21 protein-coding genes are annotated in these 23368 nt (G+C 47.6%); 5 read left to right on the plus strand and 16 right to left on the minus strand.

What is annotated here, in order from left to right:
- Positions 1–130 precede the first annotated feature (130 nt).
- Positions 131–1411 (minus strand): phosphopyruvate hydratase, encoded by a 1281-nt coding sequence (gene eno, locus QUB08_RS16640; protein WP_445300927.1) that lies wholly within the window; start codon positions 1409–1411, stop codon positions 131–133.
- Between the two features lie 302 nt (positions 1412–1713).
- Here eno and QUB08_RS16645 point away from each other — a divergent pair, with 302 nt between their 5' ends.
- A complete protein-coding gene (locus QUB08_RS16645) occupies positions 1714–2628 on the plus strand; it encodes a calcium-binding protein (RefSeq protein WP_333225744.1) in 915 nt (304 codons plus the stop codon).
- Between the two features lie 156 nt (positions 2629–2784).
- Here QUB08_RS16645 and QUB08_RS16650 read toward each other — a convergent pair whose 3' ends face one another.
- The 3 genes from QUB08_RS16650 to QUB08_RS16660 all read right to left on the minus strand — a co-directional run bounded on the left by QUB08_RS16650 (position 2785) and on the right by QUB08_RS16660 (position 4516).
- Positions 2785–3435 carry a nucleoside triphosphate pyrophosphatase gene (locus QUB08_RS16650; RefSeq protein ID WP_333225745.1) on the minus strand — a complete coding sequence of 217 codons (651 nt, stop codon included), beginning with the start codon at positions 3433–3435 and terminating at the stop codon, positions 2785–2787.
- Between the two features lie 185 nt (positions 3436–3620).
- On the minus strand, positions 3621–4160 hold the full coding sequence (gene psbP, locus QUB08_RS16655; protein ID WP_333057481.1) for a photosystem II reaction center PsbP: 540 nt from the start codon (positions 4158–4160) through the stop codon (positions 3621–3623).
- 143 nt (positions 4161–4303) lie between these two features.
- Positions 4304–4516 (minus strand): high light inducible protein, encoded by a 213-nt coding sequence (locus QUB08_RS16660; RefSeq protein WP_333225746.1) that lies wholly within the window; start codon positions 4514–4516, stop codon positions 4304–4306.
- A gap of 317 nt (positions 4517–4833) precedes the next feature.
- On the opposite strand from QUB08_RS16660, the gene QUB08_RS16665 reads away from it, so the two are divergent.
- Complete coding sequence (locus QUB08_RS16665) at positions 4834–5445, plus strand: hypothetical protein (RefSeq protein ID WP_333225747.1); 612 nt, start codon at positions 4834–4836, stop codon at positions 5443–5445.
- Positions 5446–5709: 264 nt separating this feature from the next.
- Here QUB08_RS16665 and larB read toward each other — a convergent pair whose 3' ends face one another.
- From larB to trmD, 6 genes are all read right to left on the minus strand, one after another.
- Entirely contained in the window at positions 5710–6513 is an 804-nt protein-coding gene (gene larB / locus QUB08_RS16670; RefSeq protein WP_333225748.1) for a nickel pincer cofactor biosynthesis protein LarB, read from the minus strand.
- 161 nt (positions 6514–6674) lie between these two features.
- The gene (locus tag QUB08_RS16675; RefSeq protein ID WP_333225749.1) at positions 6675–8435 is read right to left on the minus strand and encodes an ABC transporter substrate-binding protein; all 1761 of its coding nucleotides are present in this window, start codon (positions 8433–8435) and stop codon (positions 6675–6677) included.
- A 40-nt stretch (positions 8436–8475) separates the two neighbouring features.
- Positions 8476–9051 (minus strand): PIN domain-containing protein, encoded by a 576-nt coding sequence (locus QUB08_RS16680; protein ID WP_333225750.1) that lies wholly within the window; start codon positions 9049–9051, stop codon positions 8476–8478.
- On the minus strand, positions 9029–9574 hold the full coding sequence (locus QUB08_RS16685) for a hypothetical protein (protein ID WP_333225751.1): 546 nt from the start codon (positions 9572–9574) through the stop codon (positions 9029–9031). Before QUB08_RS16685 ends, QUB08_RS16680 begins: the two co-directional genes overlap by 23 nt.
- Positions 9575–9618: 44 nt before the next feature.
- Positions 9619–10098, minus strand: coding sequence for a 2-C-methyl-D-erythritol 2,4-cyclodiphosphate synthase (gene ispF, locus QUB08_RS16690; RefSeq protein ID WP_333225764.1), 480 nt, complete (start codon positions 10096–10098; stop codon positions 9619–9621).
- Positions 10099–10481: 383 nt separating this feature from the next.
- On the minus strand, positions 10482–11177 hold the full coding sequence (gene trmD / locus QUB08_RS16695) for a tRNA (guanosine(37)-N1)-methyltransferase TrmD (protein WP_333225752.1): 696 nt from the start codon (positions 11175–11177) through the stop codon (positions 10482–10484).
- Between the two features lie 332 nt (positions 11178–11509).
- Here trmD and QUB08_RS16700 point away from each other — a divergent pair, with 332 nt between their 5' ends.
- Positions 11510–12403 carry a cyanophycinase gene (locus QUB08_RS16700; RefSeq protein ID WP_333225753.1) on the plus strand — a complete coding sequence of 298 codons (894 nt, stop codon included), beginning with the start codon at positions 11510–11512 and terminating at the stop codon, positions 12401–12403.
- Positions 12404–12741: 338 nt separating this feature from the next.
- Positions 12742–15462: a cyanophycin synthetase gene (gene cphA, locus QUB08_RS16705; protein WP_333225754.1), complete on the plus strand. Its 2721-nt coding sequence runs from the start codon at positions 12742–12744 to the stop codon at positions 15460–15462.
- Positions 15463–15531: 69 nt separating this feature from the next.
- Here cphA and QUB08_RS16710 read toward each other — a convergent pair whose 3' ends face one another.
- Positions 15532–16206 carry a hypothetical protein gene (locus tag QUB08_RS16710; RefSeq protein ID WP_333225755.1) on the minus strand — a complete coding sequence of 225 codons (675 nt, stop codon included), beginning with the start codon at positions 16204–16206 and terminating at the stop codon, positions 15532–15534.
- Entirely contained in the window at positions 16203–16799 is a 597-nt protein-coding gene (locus tag QUB08_RS16715; protein ID WP_333225756.1) for a RusA family crossover junction endodeoxyribonuclease, read from the minus strand. The genes QUB08_RS16710 and QUB08_RS16715 overlap by 4 nt, the downstream gene beginning before the upstream one ends.
- Here QUB08_RS16715 and QUB08_RS16720 point away from each other — a divergent pair.
- Complete coding sequence (locus QUB08_RS16720; protein ID WP_333225757.1) at positions 16766–20185, plus strand: DNA methyltransferase; 3420 nt, start codon at positions 16766–16768, stop codon at positions 20183–20185. The two genes, QUB08_RS16715 and QUB08_RS16720, sit on opposite strands and share 34 nt — an antisense overlap.
- 17 nt (positions 20186–20202) lie before the next feature.
- On the opposite strand, the gene QUB08_RS16725 is transcribed toward QUB08_RS16720, so the two are convergent.
- From QUB08_RS16725 to QUB08_RS16740, 4 genes are all read right to left on the minus strand, one after another.
- Positions 20203–20628 carry a type II toxin-antitoxin system VapC family toxin gene (locus QUB08_RS16725; protein ID WP_333225758.1) on the minus strand — a complete coding sequence of 142 codons (426 nt, stop codon included), beginning with the start codon at positions 20626–20628 and terminating at the stop codon, positions 20203–20205.
- The gene (locus QUB08_RS16730; RefSeq protein ID WP_333057493.1) at positions 20625–21011 is read right to left on the minus strand and encodes a DUF433 domain-containing protein; all 387 of its coding nucleotides are present in this window, start codon (positions 21009–21011) and stop codon (positions 20625–20627) included. Before QUB08_RS16730 ends, QUB08_RS16725 begins: the two co-directional genes overlap by 4 nt.
- Before the next feature lie 288 nt (positions 21012–21299).
- Positions 21300–22508: a precorrin-6y C5,15-methyltransferase (decarboxylating) subunit CbiE gene (cbiE, locus tag QUB08_RS16735; protein ID WP_333225759.1), complete on the minus strand. Its 1209-nt coding sequence runs from the start codon at positions 22506–22508 to the stop codon at positions 21300–21302.
- Positions 22509–22528: 20 nt separating this feature from the next.
- Complete coding sequence (locus QUB08_RS16740; protein ID WP_333225760.1) at positions 22529–23026, minus strand: GNAT family N-acetyltransferase; 498 nt, start codon at positions 23024–23026, stop codon at positions 22529–22531.
- Positions 23027–23368: the final 342 nt, after the last annotated feature.

Consider the following 23368-nt stretch of genomic DNA (forward strand, 5'->3'; position numbering starts at 1 on the left):
TTCCCGGGCTCTGCCTGGGAACCGATATCCAGAGGCTCTGCCTCGAAGACCCCAGGAAAATTGGAGGCAGAGCCTCCGGATCTGCGTCCCCAGGCAGAGCCTGGGAACGAGGATTGTCGATTACCAAGTGTTACTTTGGCCCGTAACCGATCGACCCAGCATAAATTGCTCGATCGCCCAATTGATCCTCAATCCGTAACAAACGGTTGTATTTGGCAACTCGTTCGCTGCGACACAAAGAACCAGTCTTGATTTGGCCGGCGCGAGTCGCTACCGCTAAATCGGCAATTGTGGTATCTTCAGTTTCACCGGAACGGTGGCTGATGACGGCTCGATAGCTGTTCCGTTTACCCAGGTCGATCGTATCCAAAGTTTCCGTCAAAGAACCAATTTGATTCAGCTTAATCAAAATCGAATTGCTAGCTTTCAAATCAATTCCTTTTTGCAGCCGCGTGCGATTAGTAACAAACAAATCGTCACCCACCAATTGAACTTTGCTGCCCATTTTCTCAGTCAGCGCTACCCAACTGTCCCAATCGTCTTCATGCAAACCATCTTCAATGGAAATAATGGGATATTGACTCGCCAAACCATCCAAATAATCGATTAATTCTGCAGGCGAATGAGCCACACCGTCGTAAGTGTACTGCCCATCTTTGTAAAATTCGCTAGCAGCAACATCCAAAGCCAAAGCAACTTGTTCACCCGGTTTGTAGCCAGCTTTTTCAATAGCTGCAATCAACAAATCCAAAGCTGCTTGATTAGATTTAAGATTAGGCGCAAAACCGCCTTCATCACCCACACCAGTCAGCAAACCCTCAGCTTTTAAGACTTTACTCAAGGATTCAAATACCTCTGCACCCCAGCGTAAAGCTTCTTTAAAAGAGGGCGCACCCACAGGGACAATCATAAATTCTTGAATGTCCACATTATTGTTAGCGTGAGATCCCCCGTTGATCACGTTCATCAGTGGCACTGGTAAAACGTTCGCCAAGGGGCCGCCCAAGTAGCGGTAAAGGGGGAGTCCTAAAGTTTCGGCGGCTGCCTTTGCTGTGGCTAAGGAGACTCCGAGAATGGCATTTGCGCCGAGGTGTGATTTGTTCGGGGAACCGTCCAAGTCAATCATGGTTTTGTCTACCAGTGCTTGGTCGATCGCATCTAGATTAGCCAAAGCGGGGGCAATTTTGTGTTCGACGTTAGCGACGGCTTTTAGGACTCCTTTGCCACCATAACGGCTTTTGTCGTCGTCGCGGAGTTCGTGGGCTTCAAAAGAGCCTGTAGACGCGCCGCTGGGGACTTGGGCGAGTCCGACAACACCGTTAGCTAGGTAAACTTCAGCTTCAATGGTGGGGCGGCCGCGGGAGTCGAGGATTTCTCTGGCTTGAATAGATTCGATCGCAGTGTCTAGCATATTAATTATTCCTGACTTAACTCAAGGTTTCATGACAATTAGCAGTCTCTGGGTTTTCCCACGCTGACTGCTGACGGGTAATAGAGTACGCGATCCCCAGAATTATTGGTGCACAGTTCAAAATATTTGCGGATTTGGACGAGCAGATTGCTGTCAATAAGCTCTGCTTGTTGAAAAAGGGTCTCCGGCAATTTTGACAGTAATTTGATTGTTTTAACCCCAGATTCCCGCAGATTTATTAATTGAAACCTTTGTTAAAATCAGAATGTCAACAAAGTCAATCAAAAAAGGAGAAAATTAGGATGTTAGAAACAAATCTCGGAGAAATTAGAGCATTAGCTGAAAATTCAGATCCAATTATTGCTGATCCCCCAAACATCACATTACTCACAGGGCCATTGCCAAATCCAGGCAGCGACCCCAACTTTTTTGACTTAACTCCCAATGACGACGCATTTCAATTAGCAAATGGAATTCTGCGGAATACTCCCGGAGGTTTGCGGGCCTTAGCTGGTAACGATTTTGTCAGAGGTTCCGGTGGTGCGGAACTGATGAACGGTAACAGCGGCACAGATACTTTAATCGGAGGTTGCGGCAGCGATACTATTCGCGGCGGCCAAGATTTTGACATTCTTTATGGAGAATGTGGCAGCGATTTTGTCAGCGGAGATCAAGATAATGACTACGTTTATGGAGGCACGGCAAATGACTTTATTCGCGGCGGTAAAGGGAATGATGCTTTAGTAGGAGAGAGTGGAAATGATACTATAATCGGTGAGGCTGGAATTGATAGACTTTGGGGAAGTGAAGGTGCAGATTTGTTTGTCCTCCGCACAGAATTGGGAGCCACTTCGGGGGAAATTGGTTCGCTTCAACCGCCTCCTAGTGGCAATTTTGATGTAGATGAAGTGCCTGCAGATTTTATTCTCGATTACAATCCGGCTGAAGGTGATGTAATTGGATTGGCGTCTGGATTGACGCGAGATGATATTGTTTTGAGCGAAAGGTTTTTAACAATTGGTGATGCCAGAGATTATGACAGCAGCGGGCCTTTTCCTCCGGGAATTCCTCGCACTGCTGATTTTAGAATTTTAAATACTAAGGCGACGGTGATTCGGGAAGCTAGCAGCGGCAATATCTTGGCTTTGGTGAAGGATGTTTCGCCTAGTCAACTTCAGTTTACCTCTGTGTCTGACGGGACGATCGCTCTAGGATAATTACCAACTGGTGGCCAAGGCTAATTTGCATAGCACGGACGGGCGAAACGCCCATTCCATAACAACAAGGCTCTCAATCCTCTTTCCCAGGCTCTGCCTGGGAAGGCATATAAGCGAGGCTGTGCCTCTCGATTCCTGACATAAATTCAACAATATTTAAGATTGCCAGAAATCCGCCACATCATATCCCATTTCGGTGAGCATTTGCCGCAGCAAAGGTAAGCTCAAACCGATCACATTTGTGTGACATCCTTCGATTTGTTCCACAAAAAAGCCGCCTTTACCTTCCAGTGCAAAACAGCCTGCACATTGCAAGGGTTCTCCGGTAGCCACGTAAGCCGCAATTTGGCGCGAGGTAACTTCCGCAAAATGAACTTTTGTAACTTGATAGCGAATGACCGATCGCGACTTTGCCTGATCAAAGTCATCGAATCTAGTATCAATCAAAGCATGACCCGTATACAGTTCGCCCACCTTACCGCGCATTTTCTGCCAGCGCGAGATTGCTTCTTCCGCATCCTTGGGTTTGCCGTGAATTTCGCCATCTATGAGCAAAATTGAATCGCATCCCAACACCAAACACGCTTTGGGATTGGGGATTTGGGGGTGAGAATTAGCCAGTAAAAACTTAGCTACAGCCTCAGCTTTTCCCTCTGCTAAAACCTGCACTAAATTAGTGGCATCTTTCATTTGTATTTGCCCTTCATCAAAGTCGCTGGGGCAAATCACAGCTTGAATGCCGGCATTTTCTAGCAGGCGGCGGCGCGCTGGAGAAGCTGAAGCTAATACAAAAGTTGGAATTTTCATAAGTTAAGAAGTCAGTTGACAGTTGACAGTTGACAGTTGACAGTTGACAGTTATTATTTGTTATTGATTATTTGTTTTACCAATAACTTTCCAGGCTCTGCCTCCAATGCTCAATGCCCAATGCCCAATGCCCAATGCCCAAGGCTCAGTCCCCCATTCCCCATTCCCAACTACTTTTTAACCTACTAATAAACAGAGAAAGATTTAACAACTTTCTCAAAAGCTTCTTTTACCTTTGGCCAGCGTTCTTCGGTAGTGGAAACGTTAAGGGTAAAAAGTTTGCCGCGGCTGACTGCTACACTCGCTAAGTTGTGGCGTTCTTGGTTTGGCAACTTAACGGCGTATTCTAAAATGTAATAGTTTTTCGATCGCGATTCACGAGCTTCTGCATTGACTAATTCAGCTTCGCGGCCCGAATCAGCCGGGGCGATCGCACTTTTGCTGAGCTTGTATCCCACATCCGTCGGCGATCCCAAATCCGCCAGAGTTTTGTCCTTCGCAACTGGACTGATTACCACGCTGACATTCTCGGTTTGCTGAATCAAATCGCGGAACACCACATCGGGCCCGTTAGAAACCGCGATCGGCAGCCAGCCGTTAGGATAGAGAAATTGATAGCCATCGCCAGTATCAACGTAGCTTTTGAGTCCGGTGACTTTAGACACACAACCGGTCAAGGTGAGGCTGAGAACCACCAGAAGTATTGCCGCAATTCGTTTGAGCATTCTTTTTACGAGTAGGGTAAAACAAAAATATTTAATTTTAATTGTCTCACCAAACCTTGCCGCTAAAAATAGTTAAGCTATGGATCGCTGTTTGTGTACCGCCAGCGATCCATAGCCATATAGTTTAATTGTTAACAAAATCATTACAGGTGAGTCAGCCAGCTAATCAGCCCGTGCTTGGTCGAAACTTCTAAAGCCAAGAGAGAAACAAAGCCAATCATGGCAAGGCGGCCGTTTAAGCGTTCTGCGTAGGGGGTAAAGCCGGTGCGGGGTTCGTCATCGATGTATACTGTCGGCTCGATCGCAAAATTGTTCATTTTGCCTTTGTCGTCCAGCATTAAGCCTCTGTTACTCATGTTTTTTTCCTAAATGGTTTTTAGTGTACTGTAAATTAATGTAACAGACTTGTGAAGATATGTAAAGGATTGTGAGAAATTTTTTTTAAAGATCTCGATCGGACACCAGTAAAAAAAATGCAACGCTAGGCTCTCAACCCTTATATAGTCAGTCTTTCCCTAATCTAAAATCTAAAATCTAAAATCTAAAATGGTATGACGGTGGGTAGACTCTGGGCCCCGGAGGGGGGAGGATAGAGTGGAGAGGCACAAAAGTTGATGGTGTATGGCAAATCCAGTCTGGGTTTGACGAAAATTGTGGAACGGAGGAAAAATTTATGCGGGCCAGTCTGGAAATGCGGTGGTTTTATAGCGGTGCACTGCCAAAATCAATCAATCAATGGTTTGGAAGCGAGAGTCTCGGCGCGTATCTTTCGCCTCCTGAAGAGCGGGAAGACATATATTTGCTAGTACCAAGCTGCGACTACTTGGGAGTGAAGCTGCGTGGGAAAACCTTGGAGGTAAAGTGGCGTCAGGGAGAGTTGGGGACAATGCAGTTCGGCAACCGCTGGGAAGGCAAAGCCGAAAAGTGGCTGAAGTGGGTTTGTGCGGACACGATGGCGCCAATACCGGCGGATATTTTGGCGACAGGAAAGTGGGTGGGAGTCAAGAAAAAGCGAGCGCAGCGTCTTTATCAAGTTTCGACCCCTGGTTCCCTGATGTCAGTGCCTGTGGAAGCCCCAATTCCCCAAGGTTGCACCGTGGAACTTACTCAGTTGAACATTAACGGCAGCGCGTGGTGGACTTTGGGATTTGAAGCGTTTGGCAGCGAAAGTTGTTTGACAGAAAGCCTGCAAACAGTAGCTAGTTGGACTAGCAAGACTTATCAGGCGCAAAAGTTAAAAGCTGAGGATTCTTCTGCTTATCCAATTTGGCTAGGCAGCAAGTAATATCAAACCCGGCTTTAATAATACCTCCTGTATTTTTTAGTCGCCCTCTGCTGGGACGAGAGTTTGTGTAGATGCGGTTTCAAGAGTCTGATGGAAGGGGTTTCTAACTATAGCGCGAGCGGTCTTCGCGAGGGGGGGCGCTCGCACTGCACTCGAAAAATTACAGCAGATTTCAGGTAAATGAAGAACAAAGAAACCTGTTTGGAGTAGGGGCAATGCCAAGAGAACCCTCCCTGATTCAGGATTTCAGTTCAAAACTCAAAACTATTCCCCCTCTCTCCCATTCTCCTCCTCTTTCATTTTCCCCACTCGGCCAGCACTTCTGAGAATTTGACAAGCCAAAATTGCCGCCCCAAACCCGTTATCAATATTCACTACACCCACACCAGCCGCACAAGAATTGAGCATAGTTAAAAGAGGAGCTATCCCGCCAAAACTCGCGCCATAACCCACACTCGTCGGCACAGCAATCACCGGACAATCTGCCAAACCTGCAACCACACTCGCCAAAGCACCTTCCATACCCGCAACCGCAATCAACACATCAGCATCAGCAATCACGTGCCGGTTGCTCAGCAAGCGGTGAATGCCGGCAACTCCGACATCCCACAAACGTCGCACCTGAAAACCGCAAAGTTCCGCAGTAATTGCCGCCTCTTCCGCTACAGGTAAATCCGCCGTTCCCGCACTGATAATAGTCACAGTACCCGGATGCTGCGGAGTTGGGGAATTAGGAGAAATTGCACAAATTCGAGCCTTTTGGTAGTAGCACAAATCGGGTATTTTTTGTTGCAATTGCTCGAAAACTTCCGGTTCGATTCGTGTCGCCATCACCGCAGAATTTCGCCCGCGCATCGCCTCAATAATTTCAACAATTTGGTCGGGCGTTTTCCCTGGGCCCCAAATTACTTCAGGAAAACCGGTTCTTAAAGTGCGGTGGTGGTCAATTTTGGCAAAATCGCCGACTTGTTCAAAGTCAAAATGCTTTAATTTATCTAAAGCTGCGATCGGGCTAACATCGCCGGCAGCGACAGATTCGAGTAACTTCTGTAAAATTTTAGGTTCCATAAACTAATAACTAATGACTGCTAACTAATTACCTGCCCAAAAACGGATACAAGCCCCCAACTTAAATCGCGATAGGCACAATTTTAGACTATTGTTCAAGTTCCCAGATTCATCTGTGGAGTCAATCTAAAATCTAAAATATAAAATCTAAAATCGATGGACTATTGGGCAATTTTCAGATCGTACAAATTCCAGAAAGCACCACCGAGGGCACTGTAGCGAATTCCCGAAACGCGATCGCGTACCGCCTCAAAAGTCAGCGGATTCACCATATAGATAAACGGCACTTGTTCTGCTATAATCCGCTGCGTCTCCCCATAAAGTTCCTTGCGCTTCGCCTCATCAAGCTCCTGGGAAGCTTTCACGTAAAGGTCATCTATTTTCTGCTCCCAGTCGTCAACTTTCCAACCCTGAATCGGCGGTTCTCCGGCTTGCGGGCCCTGGTTGAAACTGTGCAGTGTGCCGTTAACAGACCAAATATTGTAGCCGCTGTGCGGTTCAGTACCTCCCGTAAAACCGCCGAGGTAAGTATCCCAATTCCGCGTCAGACGCAGCTTTTCCACATAAGTGTTAAAACTCAGGAACTGCGTATCAATTTGCATCCCCAGTTTGCCCAAGTCTTGCTTAATTTGCGTTGCCATTTGTTCCCGAACTTTTTTACCTGCAGCCATCAACAAAGTAAATCGCACCTTGTTGCCTTCAGCATCCAACAATTCGCCGTTACTATTATACTTGAAACCAGCATTTAACAGTAACTCTTTCGATTTTTGCTGATCGTAACTGTAAGTTTTCAATCCCTCTTCTGGGGACAGGTAGAACGGGCTTTGCGCCGGAATTGGGGAATGTAGCGGCGCGCCCAGTCCGCGATAAATATTGTTAGTCATCGCCTCGCGGTTGATGCCGTAGGCGATCGCCTGCCGAAATTCCTTACTCGCGAACCAGCGAGACTTAGCCTGGTCTACAAACGGCTGATTTTGAGCATTGCGGCCCTTATTCAGATTGAAACACATAAACACGCTGCCAGTATCCGGGCCGCCATTAAAGACCGTATATTTGCCGCGTTTTTCCTCCCGTTTCAGCAGGGGAAACACTTCCGGCTCCACATTCAGAGTATCCAAATCCCCCGATCGAAAATTCAGCAGTTGATTGTCAGTATTTTCGATAATTTGCCAAACAATTTGCTGGATGTAAGGCTGGACATTTCCCTCAGCATCTTTGCGCCAAAAATACGGATTTCGTTCCAAAACAACACGCTGATTAGGAGTATAACTCAGCATTCGGTATTGACCGTTGCCGACTATTTTTTTAGGGTCAGTATCCGTGCCCCAAGTAGTCAGGTATTTAGGCTGGCCGTCTGCATCTGTATTTTCCACAGCTTCCTGTAAAATATGAGCTGGTAAAATTGGGATTCCCCCAGCATATCTAATAAAAGGAGCAAAGGGTTCTGCCACGGAAAATTCAACGCGGCGGCTGTCAATTTTTTTAACTTTTGGGTATTCGCGACTCATGCCAACTCTCAGAGTATCTTTCAAACTGCTAGGGATTTTGTCATTGAAATAAATCTTTTCATAGCTGAAGATAATGTCATCAGTAGTCAGGGGTGCGCCGTCCGACCATTTCAATCCCTCTCGCAGGGTAAAGACAATCTTTTTGCCATCTTTAGAAACTTCCCACGACTCAGCTAAACCGGGTTCTAACTCGGATGTCAAGCCGTTTTCGTTGATCAATCCCTCGTACATATAGCCAAAAACGCTGTATGCAGATTGATTTAGTGGGTAGTTAAAGGTGGCTGGGCCGCTGGGGGTGGGAACGATGAGTCTGTTTACTAAGTTCGATCGGGCTGGAGTGCACGCAGACAGAGTTATAGTGGCAATTGCCGCCAGTAAAATTGCCAGCCAGCGCAGTCTTGAATGTAGCATCATAGAAATTTTCATAATTTTTTAGTTTACCACCTGCGTGCAACTATGACTGAGATTGTAGCCAACCGAGAAAGTCTTCAGTGCGCGAAAAATACTTTTCCACTCCAGCCTGTTGCAAAGCATCTTGAACTTCGGGAAGTTGGCGAAATTCTTTGATGTTGCCGCTTAAAAATGCTTTGGTTTCTGTGGGGTGCAAGCGGGCATGACTCAAGATACAGTGTAGAATTAAATTATCTGTTGGGTCTTTAGCGATGAGAGTTGCATTCAAGCTTTCTTGAATAATATTAGCTGTTAAATCAATCATCTCAGCATTTTGAGACAACTGCTCAATAGATTGGCGCAGACGCAAATCTATATCGTCTAGTCGTCTTTCATGGTCGATTTTAGACTGACCTAAGTTAAAAAATAGAGACTGAGCGTGCTGCGAAGTAAAATCTCGATTAGCTTCGCTGATTTGATTGTCAAGTTGCTGCTTGAAATAGTTGTGTCGCTTCACTTCGTCCTCTAAAGCAGAGAAAGATTCCCTGTAGCAAATACTGGGTATTGTCAACTGTACAGATGCTGGCATTTGCCTCAGCAACGTACTTGCTTGAGGGTCACGCCCTGTGGCAATACTCATCAAGAAGTTTGTCTCTATATACAAAATTACCAAGTTGTACTCCTGATTTTGTTGTTCCACCAGCCAGCCTTTCTAACAAGCCAATTATTGCTAGTTTTTCTGATGCTGGCGGCATCTCAGATTTCCAGTTATATCCTAAGTCTCGCAGCCAAGATTCGATTAGACTCTCTAAGTAACGCTCAGATATCCATTTTTTACCAAATTCAGGCTCATAATAACGAAGTATCTCACCAGTATTTAGAGAAAAAACAGGTTCAGATAAATTTACTCCGTCCCATTTGAAAATCAGAATTTGTTCGGTGTCAACAAACATAGCATAGGGAATTATGGTGCGTTGCTCGGATATCTTCGCTAACACAGCTTTCATCCAAGATATCATGTAGTCAGCAATCCTCTGCTTGGCTGCTGTTTCTTGAGCTTGAATAATTTTGACTTCGATTAGCACGACTACCCGATCGTCCTTATCGAGAGCTATGATGTCAACGTCGATCGGTGTTGTGATTTCCAAGTCTTCGGCGAGCATAAATTCGACTCCTAAATAAGTAGAAACTCTTCATAACCTGACAACTATTTTAGCACTAACAAAACTACAGCATAGGCTGCAATTCCTTCTTCTCTGCCCACAGGGCCTAACTTTTCGTTGGTGGTGGCTTTGATCCCAATTTGGTCTGGTTTTAATTGTAGGACAGCAGAAAGCCGATCGCGCATTTGCTGAATATGCGGTTTCAGCTTTGGACGTTCTGCCACTACCACCGAATCAATATTGCCGATTTCCCAGCCTTTATCTAATATTAACTGATTGACTTGTGCCAGCAATACGAGACTATCAGCACCTTTCCATTTCGGGTCAGTTGGCGGGAAATAAAGACCGATATCTCCTAAGCTGAGAGCTCCGAGCATAGCGTCCATGATAGCGTGAGTAAGTACGTCGGCGTCGCTGTGGCCGAGTAATCCTAATTCGTGAGGAATATTGACACCGCCTAGGATGAGAGGACGATCGGGAACTAAGCAGTGAATGTCGTAGCCATTGCCGATGCGGATGTTCATGTAAAAGGAAGGTTTGGTAAGTATAGTAGAAGACAATTATTTCATATTTTCAGGGAGATAAGTGAATTTATTTTTTAAGGCAGAGCCGAGTGTTAAATATTTTTTTTTGCTGCTTTCCTCAGCAGCTATGGCAATCCTAAAGCGGCTGGAGGGGGGAGAGAAGGGTTAATGCTGGAAACGCTAGAAAATTATGGGGACTTCTCGATCGCTCTCCTGAACTCAAAGACTTACAAACGCGAATCCAAAATTTATTAGGCTCTTAAATATACGGGATTTACGCATCAAGACCAAAGAAACCGGGTTTTTTACCAAATCTGTGGACTGCAACGAAGTATTACTGCAAAAAACCCGGTTTCTGACCACTCGTGCGATCGCCCTTTCTCCTATTCTTCCCTCTCTTGCAACCAAACTTCATACAAATCCAGCCGGCGCGATCGAGTTCTTTCAATTTGCTGTTGCTTGCGCCAGCGAGCAATTTCTGCGTGATTACCAGACAGCAACACGTCGGGCACTTTCAATCCTCGAAAATCCGCCGGTCTAGTGTACTGCGGATAATCCAAAAGTCCGTCCTCAAAACTCTCAAACTTCAGCGAATCTTCCTTCGCCACAGTTCCCCGCAGCAATCGCAAAACCCCATTAATCAAAGCCAAAGCGGGAATTTCACCCCCCGTGAGCACAAAATCCCCCAAAGACACCTCGCGAGTGACCAAATGCAGGACTCGATCGTCCACACCTTCATAATGACCGCAAATCAACACCAACTGATCGCGCGTGGCCGCCAACTCCCGAAACATCGCCTGCTGCATCGGTTCCCCCTGGGGAGTCAGCAAAATCACCTCCCGCCTCGGCAAAACCGGCAGCGACTCCACCGCAGCAAAAATCGGTTCTGGCTTCATCAGCATCCCCACTCCGCCCCCGTAAGGCTCATCATCTACTCGCTGGTGCTTGTCTGTGGTAAAATCGCGGGGATTGACAAAATTCACCTCAGCAATCTTTTTAGCTAAGGCTTTGCCCATCAGTCCCGACTCCAGGGGAGCCCGGAAAAATTCTGGAAATAGGGTAACAACGTCAAATCGCACAATTATTGGAATTTCATTGATACATCACCTCTAGTTTGACCTTTAGAGGGAGTTCAGTTTTCAGTAATTGCTTTATTCTTTATAATTTCTTATAATTTCTGAAAATTTTGGCAAGTTAAATTCTCTTCCTGTGTCGGCGGGCCGGTTTTGTACAAAAATAATCTGTTTTTCATGACAGCGACTGCAAGTAAACTCGCCCCCAAACAACTGCGGGATAGTCAGATCGGCGATCGCACCTCACTCGCACAAACAAAAATTTATTCTTAAAAAGCCCTATTGTACCCACAGCAACGGCAAAATTGAATTTCACATCCAACAGAGGAAGACACACCATGCAGCAGTTGACATCTCAAGCCCTTGAACACAATATTCCCCAGCGCACAAAAACCTCGATAATGGTCATCGGGGGAGCCGAAGACAAAGTTCACGGGCGAGAGATTCTGAACACCTTTTTTTGCCGTGCTGGGGGTGCAAACGCTCGGCTGGCGATCGTTCCCTGCGCTTCGCGAGATCCCGAAGGAATTAGCAACCGCTACCGCACAATATTTGACGAAATGGGCGTTAGCGCAGTCAAAGTAGTGGACATCCGCGAACGGGAACAAGGCGAAAACCCCGTCTGGAAAGATTACTTAGAAGACTGTACGGGCGTATTCATCACAGGCGGCGACCAACTGCGGCTTTGTGGGCTGCTGGCGGACACCCCGCTGATGGAGAAAATTCGCAAAGAAACTCTCGAAGGCAAGATTACCCTCGCTGGCACCAGCGCGGGTGCTGCGGTGATGGGATATCACATGATTGCAGGCGGCGGGAGTGGCGCGTCGCCGAACCGCTCTTTAGTAGACATGGCAAACGGACTTAACATTATTCCTGAGATCATCGTAGATCAGCATTTTCACAACCGCAACCGCATGGCTCGCTTGCTGTCGGCTGTGGCTTGCCATCCAGATCGCCTCGCTATTGGTATTGACGAAGACACCTGCGCCTTGTTTGAGGGAGACGATACTATGAAAATTCTCGGTAAAGGCACTGTGACTATTGTTGATTCTAGGGAAAATTTTTATACCAATGAGTCTATGGTAGGAGCGACAGAACCCTTAAGTCTGTTCAATATGCGCTTGCACGTTCTATGTCACGGAGATTGCTACAATATGCCCCAAGGCAAACCCATGCCATCGGGAGCGTGTTCCGAGTCTGGCTGGCCCCCCGAATGCCGCACAGCCAACTAACGTAGAACATCTCTTGTCATTGATTCGGCAGAAATTAGGCGGCATTCCGGCCGAATCATGGATACAACAATAGAATAGATTCCGAAGCAGCCACGGTCTGACCCCAGGAGGCCGAACCACAGAAAATTCTAGCTTCGAGCTTTGAGTTTTTGCTAGCCATGAACCTGTACTTGTTTTTAGCCGATCGCTGGGGCATGAATTTTCAATGGGGTAGCCCATAACTGGAAATTCACTCCCAAACTGTTCGTAGCGAACAGTCGATCGAGCAATCTAGATCGAAATTGAATAAATGCTCCAATTATCTATAAGATTTCGCGCCCCATACCCCTCTAACTGCCATGAAAATACTTAAAATCCAGACCTTACGCGGCCCCAACTACTGGAGCATCCGACGCCAGAAACTCGTCCTGATGCGTCTGGATTTAGAGGAGTGGGCAGATAAAACCACATCGGAAATTCCTGGCTTCTATGAAGGGTTGATCGCCGCACTTCCGAGTTTGAATGACCATCACTGTTCTCCAGGCCATAAGGGAGGCTTCCTGCAACGGGTCAGAGAAGGGACAATGATGGGACACGTAATCGAACACGTCGCCCTAGAACTTCAGGAAATGGCAGGAATGCCGGTCGGTTTCGGTCGCACCCGCGAGACTGCGACCCCAGGCACTTACCAAGTAGTAATTGAGTATCAACACGAACAAGCGGGTCGCTATGCAGCCCGGGCGGGCGTGCGGATGTGCCAAAGCATTGCCGAGACAGGCACTTATCCAGCAGCAGAATTAGTCCAAGATTTGAGAGACCTCAAGGAGTTTGCTTTGTCGGCAGCCCTGGGGCCGAGCACGGAAACACTGATTAAGGAAGCAGAAGCGCGCGGCATTCCTTGGATACCTTTGAGCGCCCGGTTTATGATTCAACTCGGCTACGGGGTTCACCAGAAGCGGATTCAGGCAACTCTGAGCAATCGCACGGGAGTTTTGGGAGTAGAACTTGCCTGTGACAAGGAAGGTACCAAAAATATCCTCGCCAGCGCCGGCGTACCGGTTCCCAGAGGAACGGTGATTAATTATTTGGATGAACTGCGCGGGGCGATCGAAGATGTCGGCGGTTATCCGATCGTCCTCAAACCCCTAGACGGCAACCACGGCCGCGGCATTACGATCGACATCAATTCCTGGGAAGCAGCAGAAGAAGCCTACGACTTAGCCAGCGCCGCATCAAAAACAAAAAGCGTCATTGTCGAGCGCTATTACGTCGGCCGTGACCATAGAGTATTGGTAGTCAACGGGCAAGTCATAGCAGTCGCAGAACGAGTCCCGGCTAACGTCGTGGGCGACGGCCGGTCTACAGTAGAACAGCTTATTGAAGAAGTAAACCGCGACCCGCAGCGAGGAGACGGACACGACAACGTGCTCACCCGGATCACGATCGACAAATTGTCCCTGGATTTGCTGGAAAAACAAGGATACGCGATGGACTCCGTAGTGCCCGTCGGTGAAAGAGTATTTTTGCGCGCGACAGCAAACTTGAGTACCGGTGGAATTGCAGTCGATCGCACCGACGAAATCCACCCGGAAAACGTCTGGCTGTTTTCCAGAGTCGCCAAAATTATCGGTTTGGACATCGCCGGCATTGACGTAGTAACTCCCGACATCTCCCAACCCCTGCGCGATGTCAATGGCGTCATTGTCGAAGTCAACGCAGCACCGGGTTTCAGAATGCACGTCGCCCCGAGTCAAGGTTTACCCCGCAATGTCGCCGGCGCCGTCTTCGATATGCTCTTCCCCTCACCTCAACCCAGCCGGGTGCCGATTTTAGCGGTAACGGGAACCAACGGCAAAACGACAACCACTCGCCTACTCGCTCACATTGTCAAACAGACCGGTCAGATTACCGGCTACACGACTACCGACGGCACTTACATCGGCGATTATTTGGTCGAAAGCGGAGACAATACCGGGCCACAGAGTGCTCAGTTGATTTTGTCTGACCCGACGGTGGAAGTGGCGGTGCTGGAAACTGCCAGAGGTGGAATTTTGCGATCGGGCCTCGGCTTCGATCAGTGCGATGTCGGCGTCGTCTTGAACGTCGCGGCCGATCACTTGGGCATTGGCGACATCGACACCGTGGAACAACTGGCCAAACTCAAGAGCGTCCTCGTCGAGTCGGTAATGCCCAAAGGCTATGCAGTTTTAAATGCAGACGACCCGCTGGTATCACAAATGGCGCAGCGTGTCAAGGCTCAAATTGCATATTTTTCGATGAACCCGGACAACGAACTGGTTGCCAAACATACCGCTGCAGGCGGGCTGGCAGCGATTTACGAAAATGGGTATTTGTCAATCTTGAAAGGCGATTGGACGCTGAGAATTGAGCAGGCTGTGAACGTGCCGCTGACGATGGGCGGGCGCGCGCCGTTTATGATTGCCAATGCTTTAGCAGCTTGTTTGGCGGCTTTTGCCCAAGGATTGAAAATAGAAGATATTCGCGCTGCTTTGTCAAGCTTCCAAGCATCCGTCGGTCAAACTCCCGGAAGGATGAATTTGTTTAAATTGGGCAACTATCACGCTTTGCTCGACTACGCCCACAACCCGCACAGCTACAAAGCTTTGGGCAGTTTTGTGCAGAATTGGCCGGGACGGCGGATCGGGGTAGTCGGCGCCCCGGGCGATCGGCGAGATGAAGATTTTGTCACGCTGGGCCAACTTTCGGCCGAGATGTTCGATCGTATTATTGTGAAGGAAGATATTGACAGGCGCGGCCGAGAACCCGGTGTTGTGGCAAAGTTAATTTGCCAGGGAATTGCAGAGGCGATTTCAGCAGGAACCGCAAACAAATCTCAAGTTGAATACGAGTTGATTCTCGACGAAACAACTGCCGTTAACAAGGCTTTAGATGAGGCGTCGGCCGGCAGTTTGGTAGTGATTTTACCTGAAAGTGTCAACAAAGCTTTGAGTTTAATTGAAACCCGGAAACCGATTAAGGAATCTGTGGAAGTGCAAAATGGTTTAGATCGATCGAAGTCACAGGAAAGTTTAAAACCGACTGTGGTGAATCAAGGCTAAACTCTGAAGTTTGATTTCATTACATTATTAATAGGTTGGGTTGACGAAAGGAAACCCAACCTTTTTGCTTTAGACAACCGCCGTATTATCTTTCAATATTTTCTCTGTTACCTCAATCAGTTCGCACACAGAATTTTGCGTAAGTTGTGTAGTTTTAAACCCATGAGCAATAGCGTTCCGCAAAGAAAGCGCATTCATTAATAACTGATATTCGGATTTGGAAATCACGCCCTCAACCGTCAGTTGTTTCACTAAATACAGCGGTTCTAATCTTTGCAAACTTAGCTCTTCTTTATGGGCAACAATCCTCAAAGTTGCCTCAACTAAAGACCAAGAATATAGCATTGCTGACTCTAGATGTTGTGTTACAAGTTGCTTGGCGACTTGCAAACCCAACTCTATTTCATGATCTTGAAAAGAATCCTCAGCTTGGGAAATATCGACTGCATCCTCCGAGTTAGTCATCACTAACTCAAACCTCCAGCCGGGGTTTTCTGCTACTGCTTGGGCTAAATTACGTAGATATGTAGTAGAGGGTGACTTGAGTGAAGCGCGTGACTTGACTGCAATAACCACCGATTCTTCGCCCCGGCGCACTATCAGATCCGGGCGATAGCTTTTAAGGAAGTCCGGTAAATCTTCAGAGTTTGGATGAAATGAAATTTCATAACCTTTCTCACGATACTCCTCTGCTAGTTTCAGCAGTTGCTCTCTTTCTATGTTTGCAGTTGGGGTTGCGATCATGTCAGTACCTCTTTGTCAGGAGCATCAATTACGACAATGTGCAAGAATTCATTACCACGGGCAAATCCTTCCGCTAGAATCGAGGTCATATTTTCTACTTTAAAGTTAGTTGATAAATTCCTCTTGCGGACTAGAACATCAGTTACTTGAGCGTCATCGACATAGGCTAGCCCGATAATTGCATCTTGAATTGGCTTTACTATGTTGTCTACATCGATTTTAACAGAATCGTAGAAATAAGTTATCTGAAGCATCACTAGGCCAGTAGCTGTTTTCTGCTCCGAAGACCAGTATTTTTCAGCCTCTTGCCTCACTGTCACTTTCCAAGCTTTAAGAAGAGCTCGCCTACGAGCTTGTTGTGATACTGGTGGGCCATCTACTATGAACTCAAATCTCGACAAAGTGTTTCTAAATAGAAGATTGGGGATTATTTTACCTCTTAACTGCCGCCCACTGGGTAATCGGTGCCAGGAGTTTCCAAGCAAAATCGCAAGATAAATCGCCAATTCAAACCGATCGAAGTATAGAATCAGGAAAAAGCAAGCAGCAGGGTTGAAGCATGAATGAGACCGATCGCACGCGTGTCGAAACATTCATTACGCGCTGGGCGGGTTCTAGCGGTAACGAACGGGCAAACTACCAGTTGTTTTTTGCCGAAATGTGCGATGCGCTGGGAGTCGATCGCCCTTTTGATAAAGGCAGAATTCCCAACGATCCCTACTGCTTTGATAAGGATGTCAAAATCTTTCACCCCAGCGGGAAAGTGACTCCGGGGTTTGTTGATTTTTACAAAGCCGAGCATTTTTTGATAGAGGCAAAACAGGGCGGAACAACGAGCAAAAAGGGAACGGCAAAGCGGGGGACAAATACCTATTTGCGAGAGATGGAAAAAGCGTTTGTACAGGCAGTTGCCTATACTCGAAATCTCACCAGTAAACCGCCGTTTTTGTTAACTTGCGATATTGGCGATCATTTTGAATTATGGATGGGGTTTAGCGGCGATTATGGCGGCTATGGGGCGCGGCGAGATATTGGATTGACGGAACTCCGAAAAGCGGATGTTTTCGATTTATTTGTCGATATTTTCAGCAATCCGCAGCAGCGCAACCCGGAGAAGATTGCGGCGCGGGTGACGCGGGAAGTGGCGGCGGATTTGGCAGAGTTGGCGAAGGGAATGGAGGCGAATGTAGATCCGCAGCAAGTCGCCCAGTTTTTGATGCGCTGTATTTTTACTATGTTTGCTGAGGATGTGGGATTGCTGAAGGAACATCTGTTTACGAAGGCGCTGGAAACGCGATGGATTCTTAACCCGAAGACTTTTAAACCGGAGGTAGAGGCGCTGTGGGAGGCGATGAATGAGGGGACGAGTTTTGGCTTTCATGGCAAACTGTTGCGGTTTAATGGCGGATTGTTTGCGGATTCTGGGGCGTTTGCGTTGACAAAGGCGCAATTGGCGGTGTTGTTGCAGGCGGCGAAGCGCGATTGGTGTAATGTGGAACCGGCGATTTTTGGGACGTTGTTGGAGAGGGCGCTGGATACGCGGGAAAGAAGTAAGTTGGGGGCGCATTATACGCCGCGATCGTATGTGGAACGGTTGGTAAAGCCTGTGGTGATGGAGCCTTTGGGCGATCGCTGGATTGCGGTACAAGCGGAGGTTAAACAGTTGTTAAACACAGGAGAATCGGAACCGACTGCAAATCAAAGGAAAAAGGCGATCGCAGTTTTAGAGGCATTTTTGACGGAGTTACAACAGGTGAAAATTCTCGATCCGGCGTGTGGATCTGGGAATTTCCTCTATGTAACGTTGGATTTGTTGAAGGGGTTGGAGTCGGAGGTGTTGCGGCGCTTGGAGGATGTCACAGGCGCGGCGCAGTTGCGGTTAGATATTGCTCAAGTTAATCCGAGTCAGTTTTTGGGAATTGAGATCAATCCTAGGGCGGCGGCGATCGCGGATTTGGTGATTTGGATTGGGTATTTGCAGTGGCATTTTCGGCGGTTTGGCGATATTCCGCCGATCGAACCAGTGTTGCGGGAGTACAACAATATTGAATGCCGGGATGCGGTGTTGGCCTATGACGGGATGGAACCGGATGTGGAGGCGGCGGGGAAGGTGAGAACTCGCTGGGGCGGGCGGATGATGAAAAGTCCGGTGACGGGGGAAGATATTCCCGATCCGACAGACAAAGTAACGATTTATCGGTATTTGAATCCGAGGGCGGCTGTGTGGCAGGAGGCGGATTATATTGTGTCGAATCCGCCGTTTATTGGGAATGCGAGAATGCGGGAAATGTTGGGGGATGGGTATACAGAAACGTTGCGGAAAGTTTATAAAGATGTACCGGATACTGTTGATTTTGTGATGTATTGGTGGCACAAGGCAGCAGAACTAACTAGAGCGAGCAAAATAAAACGCTTTGGGTTTATTACCACAAACAGTATTCGCCAAGTTCGGCAGCGGAAAGTTCTGGAGTTTCATTTTACGCAAAAGATTCCAACCCGATTAATTTTTGCTATTCCCGATCACCCTTGGATTGATGGAGGGGCAGCAGTCAGAATTGCAATTACAGCAGGTGAATTAGATGACCTCAAAAAGCCTATAAGGATTGCCGAATTTGGTACAGTAGTTGCTGAGTGTGAGGGAGAGACACCGGAAGACTCAGCAGAGCAAGTTCAAGTGCAGTTGCAGAATGTAGGGCTAATTTTTAGTAACCTTCAAGCTGGTTCTGATTTAACTCAATCTCAACAAATCCTGGCTAATGATAGGATATCCAGTCGCGGTGTTATGCTATTTAGTTCCGGGTTTATTGTCGAGCAATCTGACTTTGGAGAGATTGAGTCTGAGGTTCTTTTCCCATACATCAATGGACGAGACTTTATGCAAAGTTCTCGCAATGTGCGCGTCATTGATTTATTTGGCTTAAAAGCTGATAAAGCTCAAGAACTATATCCAAAAGCATTCCAATGGGTGTTGGATAAAGTTAAACCTGAACGAGATACTAACCGCGATCAGAGCCTCCGAGAAAACTGGTGGATATTTGGTCGTCCCAGAACAGAACTTCGACCAGCACTAAAGGGACTACAGCGTTACATTGCTACAGTAGAGACTGCGAAGCATAGAGTATTCGTCTTTCTTCCCCGTGAAGTAATACCTGATAATATGTTGATTGCGATCGCCCTTGATGATGCTTATTTCTTAGGAGTTCTTTCTAGTCGAGTTCATGTTACTTGGTCGCTGGCAGCAGGCGGAACATTAGAAGATAGACCTCGTTACAACAAAACTCGATGCTTCGACCCCTTCCCCTTCCCCGACGCCACGGAAACCCAAAAACAAACCATCCGCGAACTCGGAGAACGCCTCGACAGCCACCGCAAACGAGTCCAAGCCACTCACCCCGAAGTCACAATCACCGGGATGTACAACCTCCTGGAAAAACTCCGCCAAGGCGAACCCCTCGACGACAAAGACAAAGCCTTCAACCAAAAAGCCCTAGTCTCCACTCTCAAACAAATCCACGACGAACTCGATGCCGCCGTATTTGCCGCCTATGGTTGGGAACCCACCCTCACCGACGACCAAATCCTGGAAAACCTCGTCACCCTCAACGCCCAACGCGCCGAAGAAGAACGCAACGGACTAATTCGCTGGCTGCGTCCCGATTACCAAGCCCCAGGCGAAACCTACGTGCAACCATCCCTTGCAGGTATCACCACCGAAACCGAAACCGCCATTACTCCCACGGAACAACAACCCTTCCCCAAAACCCTCAAAGAGCAACTTTGGGCCATCCGCGACTTATTTCGCACCCAAAGCGGCGAATGGACAGCCGCCCAAGTCACCGCCCATTTCAAAGCAGCCAGCCGCAAACAAAAAGTCATTCTCGACTGTCTAGAAAGCCTCGAAGATTTGGGGATTTTGCTCAGTCATACTGAAAATGGGATGACTTTCTGGCATCTGGCAGAACTTGGAAATGCCACATAAGCTTGGCTTGGCAATTGTTATGTCCAATCCTCCAAAACCAGTCCTGGCACTTGTGCAAAATCTTGTCGATTTCGCGTCACTAAAATTGAGTTATTAACCAAAGCAATGGACGCAATCCGCAAGTCTTGTGTCCCAATTCGTATTCCCTGACGGCGCAGCGCCAAATATTGCTCGTAAGCTGACTCGGTAAAATCCAGAACGAGAATATCGTTGAGAAATTTAACAGCCGATCTCAAACCCACATAAGCCCAAGTTAAGCGTTGCTTCTGTCCGGGTTGCGAAGCTTGACGAATTGCATTGAACCAGCCCTGAATCAATTCCTCAACATTGATGACAGTAATAGCAACATCCCTGGTATGGAGAGCTTCAAAACGTTGCAATATGAGTGGATTAGAGTGTTGCAGCAGTGTGATATGGTCGGTATCGAGAATATATTGAGTCATAGGGTCTCAGACTCAGGAAAATCGATATCGGCATTTCGATCGTGACGATATGCTTCAACATATTTCGTGACTTCATTCAGCAACGGATTACATCTCAAAAGAGGTGAAACATTCAACATCGGACGCGCCTCATACCAAGCAATCCGATCGTCAATTTCTGGCTGATTATCCAGATAAAAGCTAATGGCATCAAACACTTGAGCCGCCGTCACGAGTTGAAGTAACTTCTGTGGGATTTCTTCAGGCTTTATTCCCGATTTCCAAAACACCACAATATCCCGTACAGTAACTTGAGTGTCTGCAATAATCGGTTCCCCCTGCAAAACTTCAGGATTGCGGGTGACATAGCGAGAAATTCTTGTAGGAGACAGCGAACTGGTCATAACGACCTCATCAGAAAATGTAAACCAGCTTTCATCTTAGCATAGTGGACAGAAGACGCCTATCGGGTATTCTATATTGCTAGATTTGAAGAAACTATTACGTTTTCGCCGTGTTTATAACTGCTTCATTCACTTAGATATCAAAGATGGAAATAGATGGATCGCCTTTTACCTTTTGACTTACGCATGGGGGCCCAGAAACCGGGTTTTTTGGCTGAGAAGACGCGTGACCGCCCGCAGATTTCCTCAAAAACCCGGTTTCTTCGATCGCGCCTTGGGTAAGTCCTTTTACCCCTTAACAACCGCCCACTGAGTCACCGGTGCAAGCGGTTTCCAACCCTGAAAAGAACCGATCGCCCCTACTCGCTGAACCCCAATTCTAATTAGTTCCCCGCCATAACGATCGTGCCATTGCAAAACTTTAAACTCGCTCTCAACTGTCACCGCATTAACAACTAATCGGCCACCTTCACCTAAAGCATTCCAACAAGTTTCCAGCAAAGCTTCTGCAGTGACACCGCCGCCGATGAAAATAGCATTCGGTTGAGGCAAATTTGTCAGGGCTTCCGGCGCGTCTCCCGCCACGATTTTAAGTTCGGGAACACCTAAATTAGAGGCATTTTCGGCAATGTATTGTAATCGAGTTGGGTGGCGTTCGATCGCAATCGCCCTGCACCGAGGATGACTCCGCATCCATTCGATCGCGATCGAGCCACAGCCCGCCCCCACATCCCAAAGCAACTCTCCGGGAATCGGTGCTAACGTTGACAGAGTAACGGCTCTAACCTCCCGCTTGGTAAGTTGTCCGTCGTGGCGATAAGCAGCATCCGGCAAACCGGAGGTACGAGGGAAAATCACAGTTTCGCGATCGGCTGCAACTGCAATGGCGATCGTGTTCAAATCAGCCAAATCCGCTGCATTCCAGGCTGCTGCTACCCCCTCGATCCGCCGTTCCGATCCCGCTCCCATCCGCTCGAACACGGTCATCAAACTGCTGCCAAAGCCCCGCTGTGTCAACAATTCCGCCACTATTCCCGGCGTGTGTCTGTCAGCGCTCAACACCAGCAAGCGCGCCCCCGGCGAGAAACCAAGGGCGATCGACGCGATCGGGCGATTTGTCAAACTGAAAGTCTCAACTTGGGCCAGCGGCCAACCCAAACGGGCGCAAGCAAGACTAAAAGCCGATGCTGCGGGAATCACAGTCATTTCCGAAATGGGAATCTGGCGCGACAGTGTGACGCCGATACCGTGACACATCGGATCGCCGCTGGCGAGCACGCACACAGACTGTCCCCGGCGGCGGATGATTTCATCGACTGTTGCTTGCAAAGGCGATGCCCAAACCAATTTTTCGCGGGTGTCGTCGGTTGGTAGCATTGCGAGGTGACGGGCACCACCAACAACGATTTGAGATCGAGAGAGGAGGGTAGAGGCGATCGCACTCAATCCCGAAAGTCCGTCTTCGCCAATCCCCACCACCGAAAGCCATTTGTGCATTGCGCCCTTACTGCTAATTACTACTTATCGATTCTAAAGAATAATATCGGATTTCCATCCATAATTCTTTCTTCTACTTGTTTCATTCCGAGTCTTTCTGCGACTTTTTGCGACTCAATGTTTGGGCGATCGCAACTTGCGACAAGATAGTGAAAGCCAAGTTCATCAAAACCATAATCCAATATTTTGGTTGAGGCTTCAGTAGCGTAACCTTTTTTAAGTGCTTTCGGCTGCAGTGCGTAAACTAACTGGGGCTGTGCTTCTTCAAAAAAATACCACAAACCAACAAATCCAATAGTTTCTCGATCGCTCTTAGTTTCGATAAACCACAAACCGAATTTCTTTTCTGCAAACAGCTTTTTGTTTTCGACAAGCATTTCTTCAACCTTTTGCAGCGACAATATTTCGCCGTCGCACAGATATCTCCTCACATAAAAATTAGTAAACATTCTGTGGAGCGTGTTGAGGTCGCTCTCCACAATCGGTTTCAAAACTAATCTCTCTGTTTCAAATATCATGGGGATTATTTATGTTCGATTAAAGGGCGATCGCACCTATCCATATTAGTCCAGGACGCACGGGTGGTCAGAAACCGGGTTTTTTATGAAAAGATGGGTTGCAGCCCGTAGATTCGGTAAAAAAGTCGGTTTCTTTGATAAGAGTGCGATCGCAAACTGTTTATTTTTGTAGTTGCGGTGTCTTCGCCGGCGGGTCCATGCGTCCATGACTGTCTAAAAAATATTTTTCCCCAAACAAAAAGCGCCCCTATTTCTAGGAGCGCTTTTTGTCAATCTCAGACTAAAACTTAGCCATTGATAGAAGGAGCTACCATTGCTACAGGAGTGACTTCACTAGCAGCC

This window comes from Microcoleus sp. BR0-C5 (assembly GCF_036705045.1).
GTDB lineage: Bacteria > Cyanobacteriota > Cyanobacteriia > Cyanobacteriales > Microcoleaceae > Microcoleus.

Bases quoted from the DNA above. Each gene is read 5' to 3' on its own strand.
- eno (WP_445300927.1), bottom strand. From the start codon at position 1,411: ATGCTAGACACTGCGATCGAATCTATTCAAGCCAGAGAAATCCTCGAC.
- QUB08_RS16645 (WP_333225744.1), top strand. From the start codon at position 1,714: ATGTTAGAAACAAATCTCGGAGAAATTAGAGCATTAGCTGAAAATTCA.
- QUB08_RS16650 (WP_333225745.1), bottom strand. From the start codon at position 3,435: ATGAAAATTCCAACTTTTGTATTAGCTTCAGCTTCTCCAGCGCGCCGC.
- psbP (WP_333057481.1), bottom strand. From the start codon at position 4,160: ATGCTCAAACGAATTGCGGCAATACTTCTGGTGGTTCTCAGCCTCACC.
- QUB08_RS16660 (WP_333225746.1), bottom strand. From the start codon at position 4,516: ATGAGTAACAGAGGCTTAATGCTGGACGACAAAGGCAAAATGAACAAT.
- QUB08_RS16665 (WP_333225747.1), top strand. From the start codon at position 4,834: ATGCGGGCCAGTCTGGAAATGCGGTGGTTTTATAGCGGTGCACTGCCA.
- larB (WP_333225748.1), bottom strand. From the start codon at position 6,513: ATGGAACCTAAAATTTTACAGAAGTTACTCGAATCTGTCGCTGCCGGC.
- QUB08_RS16675 (WP_333225749.1), bottom strand. From the start codon at position 8,435: ATGATGCTACATTCAAGACTGCGCTGGCTGGCAATTTTACTGGCGGCA.
- QUB08_RS16680 (WP_333225750.1), bottom strand. From the start codon at position 9,051: ATGAGTATTGCCACAGGGCGTGACCCTCAAGCAAGTACGTTGCTGAGG.
- QUB08_RS16685 (WP_333225751.1), bottom strand. From the start codon at position 9,574: ATGCTCGCCGAAGACTTGGAAATCACAACACCGATCGACGTTGACATC.
- ispF (WP_333225764.1), bottom strand. From the start codon at position 10,098: ATGAACATCCGCATCGGCAATGGCTACGACATTCACTGCTTAGTTCCC.
- QUB08_RS16700 (WP_333225753.1), top strand. From the start codon at position 11,510: ATGCAGCAGTTGACATCTCAAGCCCTTGAACACAATATTCCCCAGCGC.
- cphA (WP_333225754.1), top strand. From the start codon at position 12,742: ATGAAAATACTTAAAATCCAGACCTTACGCGGCCCCAACTACTGGAGC.
- QUB08_RS16710 (WP_333225755.1), bottom strand. From the start codon at position 16,206: ATGATCGCAACCCCAACTGCAAACATAGAAAGAGAGCAACTGCTGAAA.
- QUB08_RS16720 (WP_333225757.1), top strand. From the start codon at position 16,766: ATGAATGAGACCGATCGCACGCGTGTCGAAACATTCATTACGCGCTGG.
- QUB08_RS16715 (WP_333225756.1), bottom strand. From the start codon at position 16,799: ATGTTTCGACACGCGTGCGATCGGTCTCATTCATGCTTCAACCCTGCT.
- QUB08_RS16725 (WP_333225758.1), bottom strand. From the start codon at position 20,628: ATGACTCAATATATTCTCGATACCGACCATATCACACTGCTGCAACAC.
- QUB08_RS16730 (WP_333057493.1), bottom strand. From the start codon at position 21,011: ATGACCAGTTCGCTGTCTCCTACAAGAATTTCTCGCTATGTCACCCGC.
- cbiE (WP_333225759.1), bottom strand. From the start codon at position 22,508: ATGCACAAATGGCTTTCGGTGGTGGGGATTGGCGAAGACGGACTTTCG.
- QUB08_RS16740 (WP_333225760.1), bottom strand. From the start codon at position 23,026: ATGATATTTGAAACAGAGAGATTAGTTTTGAAACCGATTGTGGAGAGC.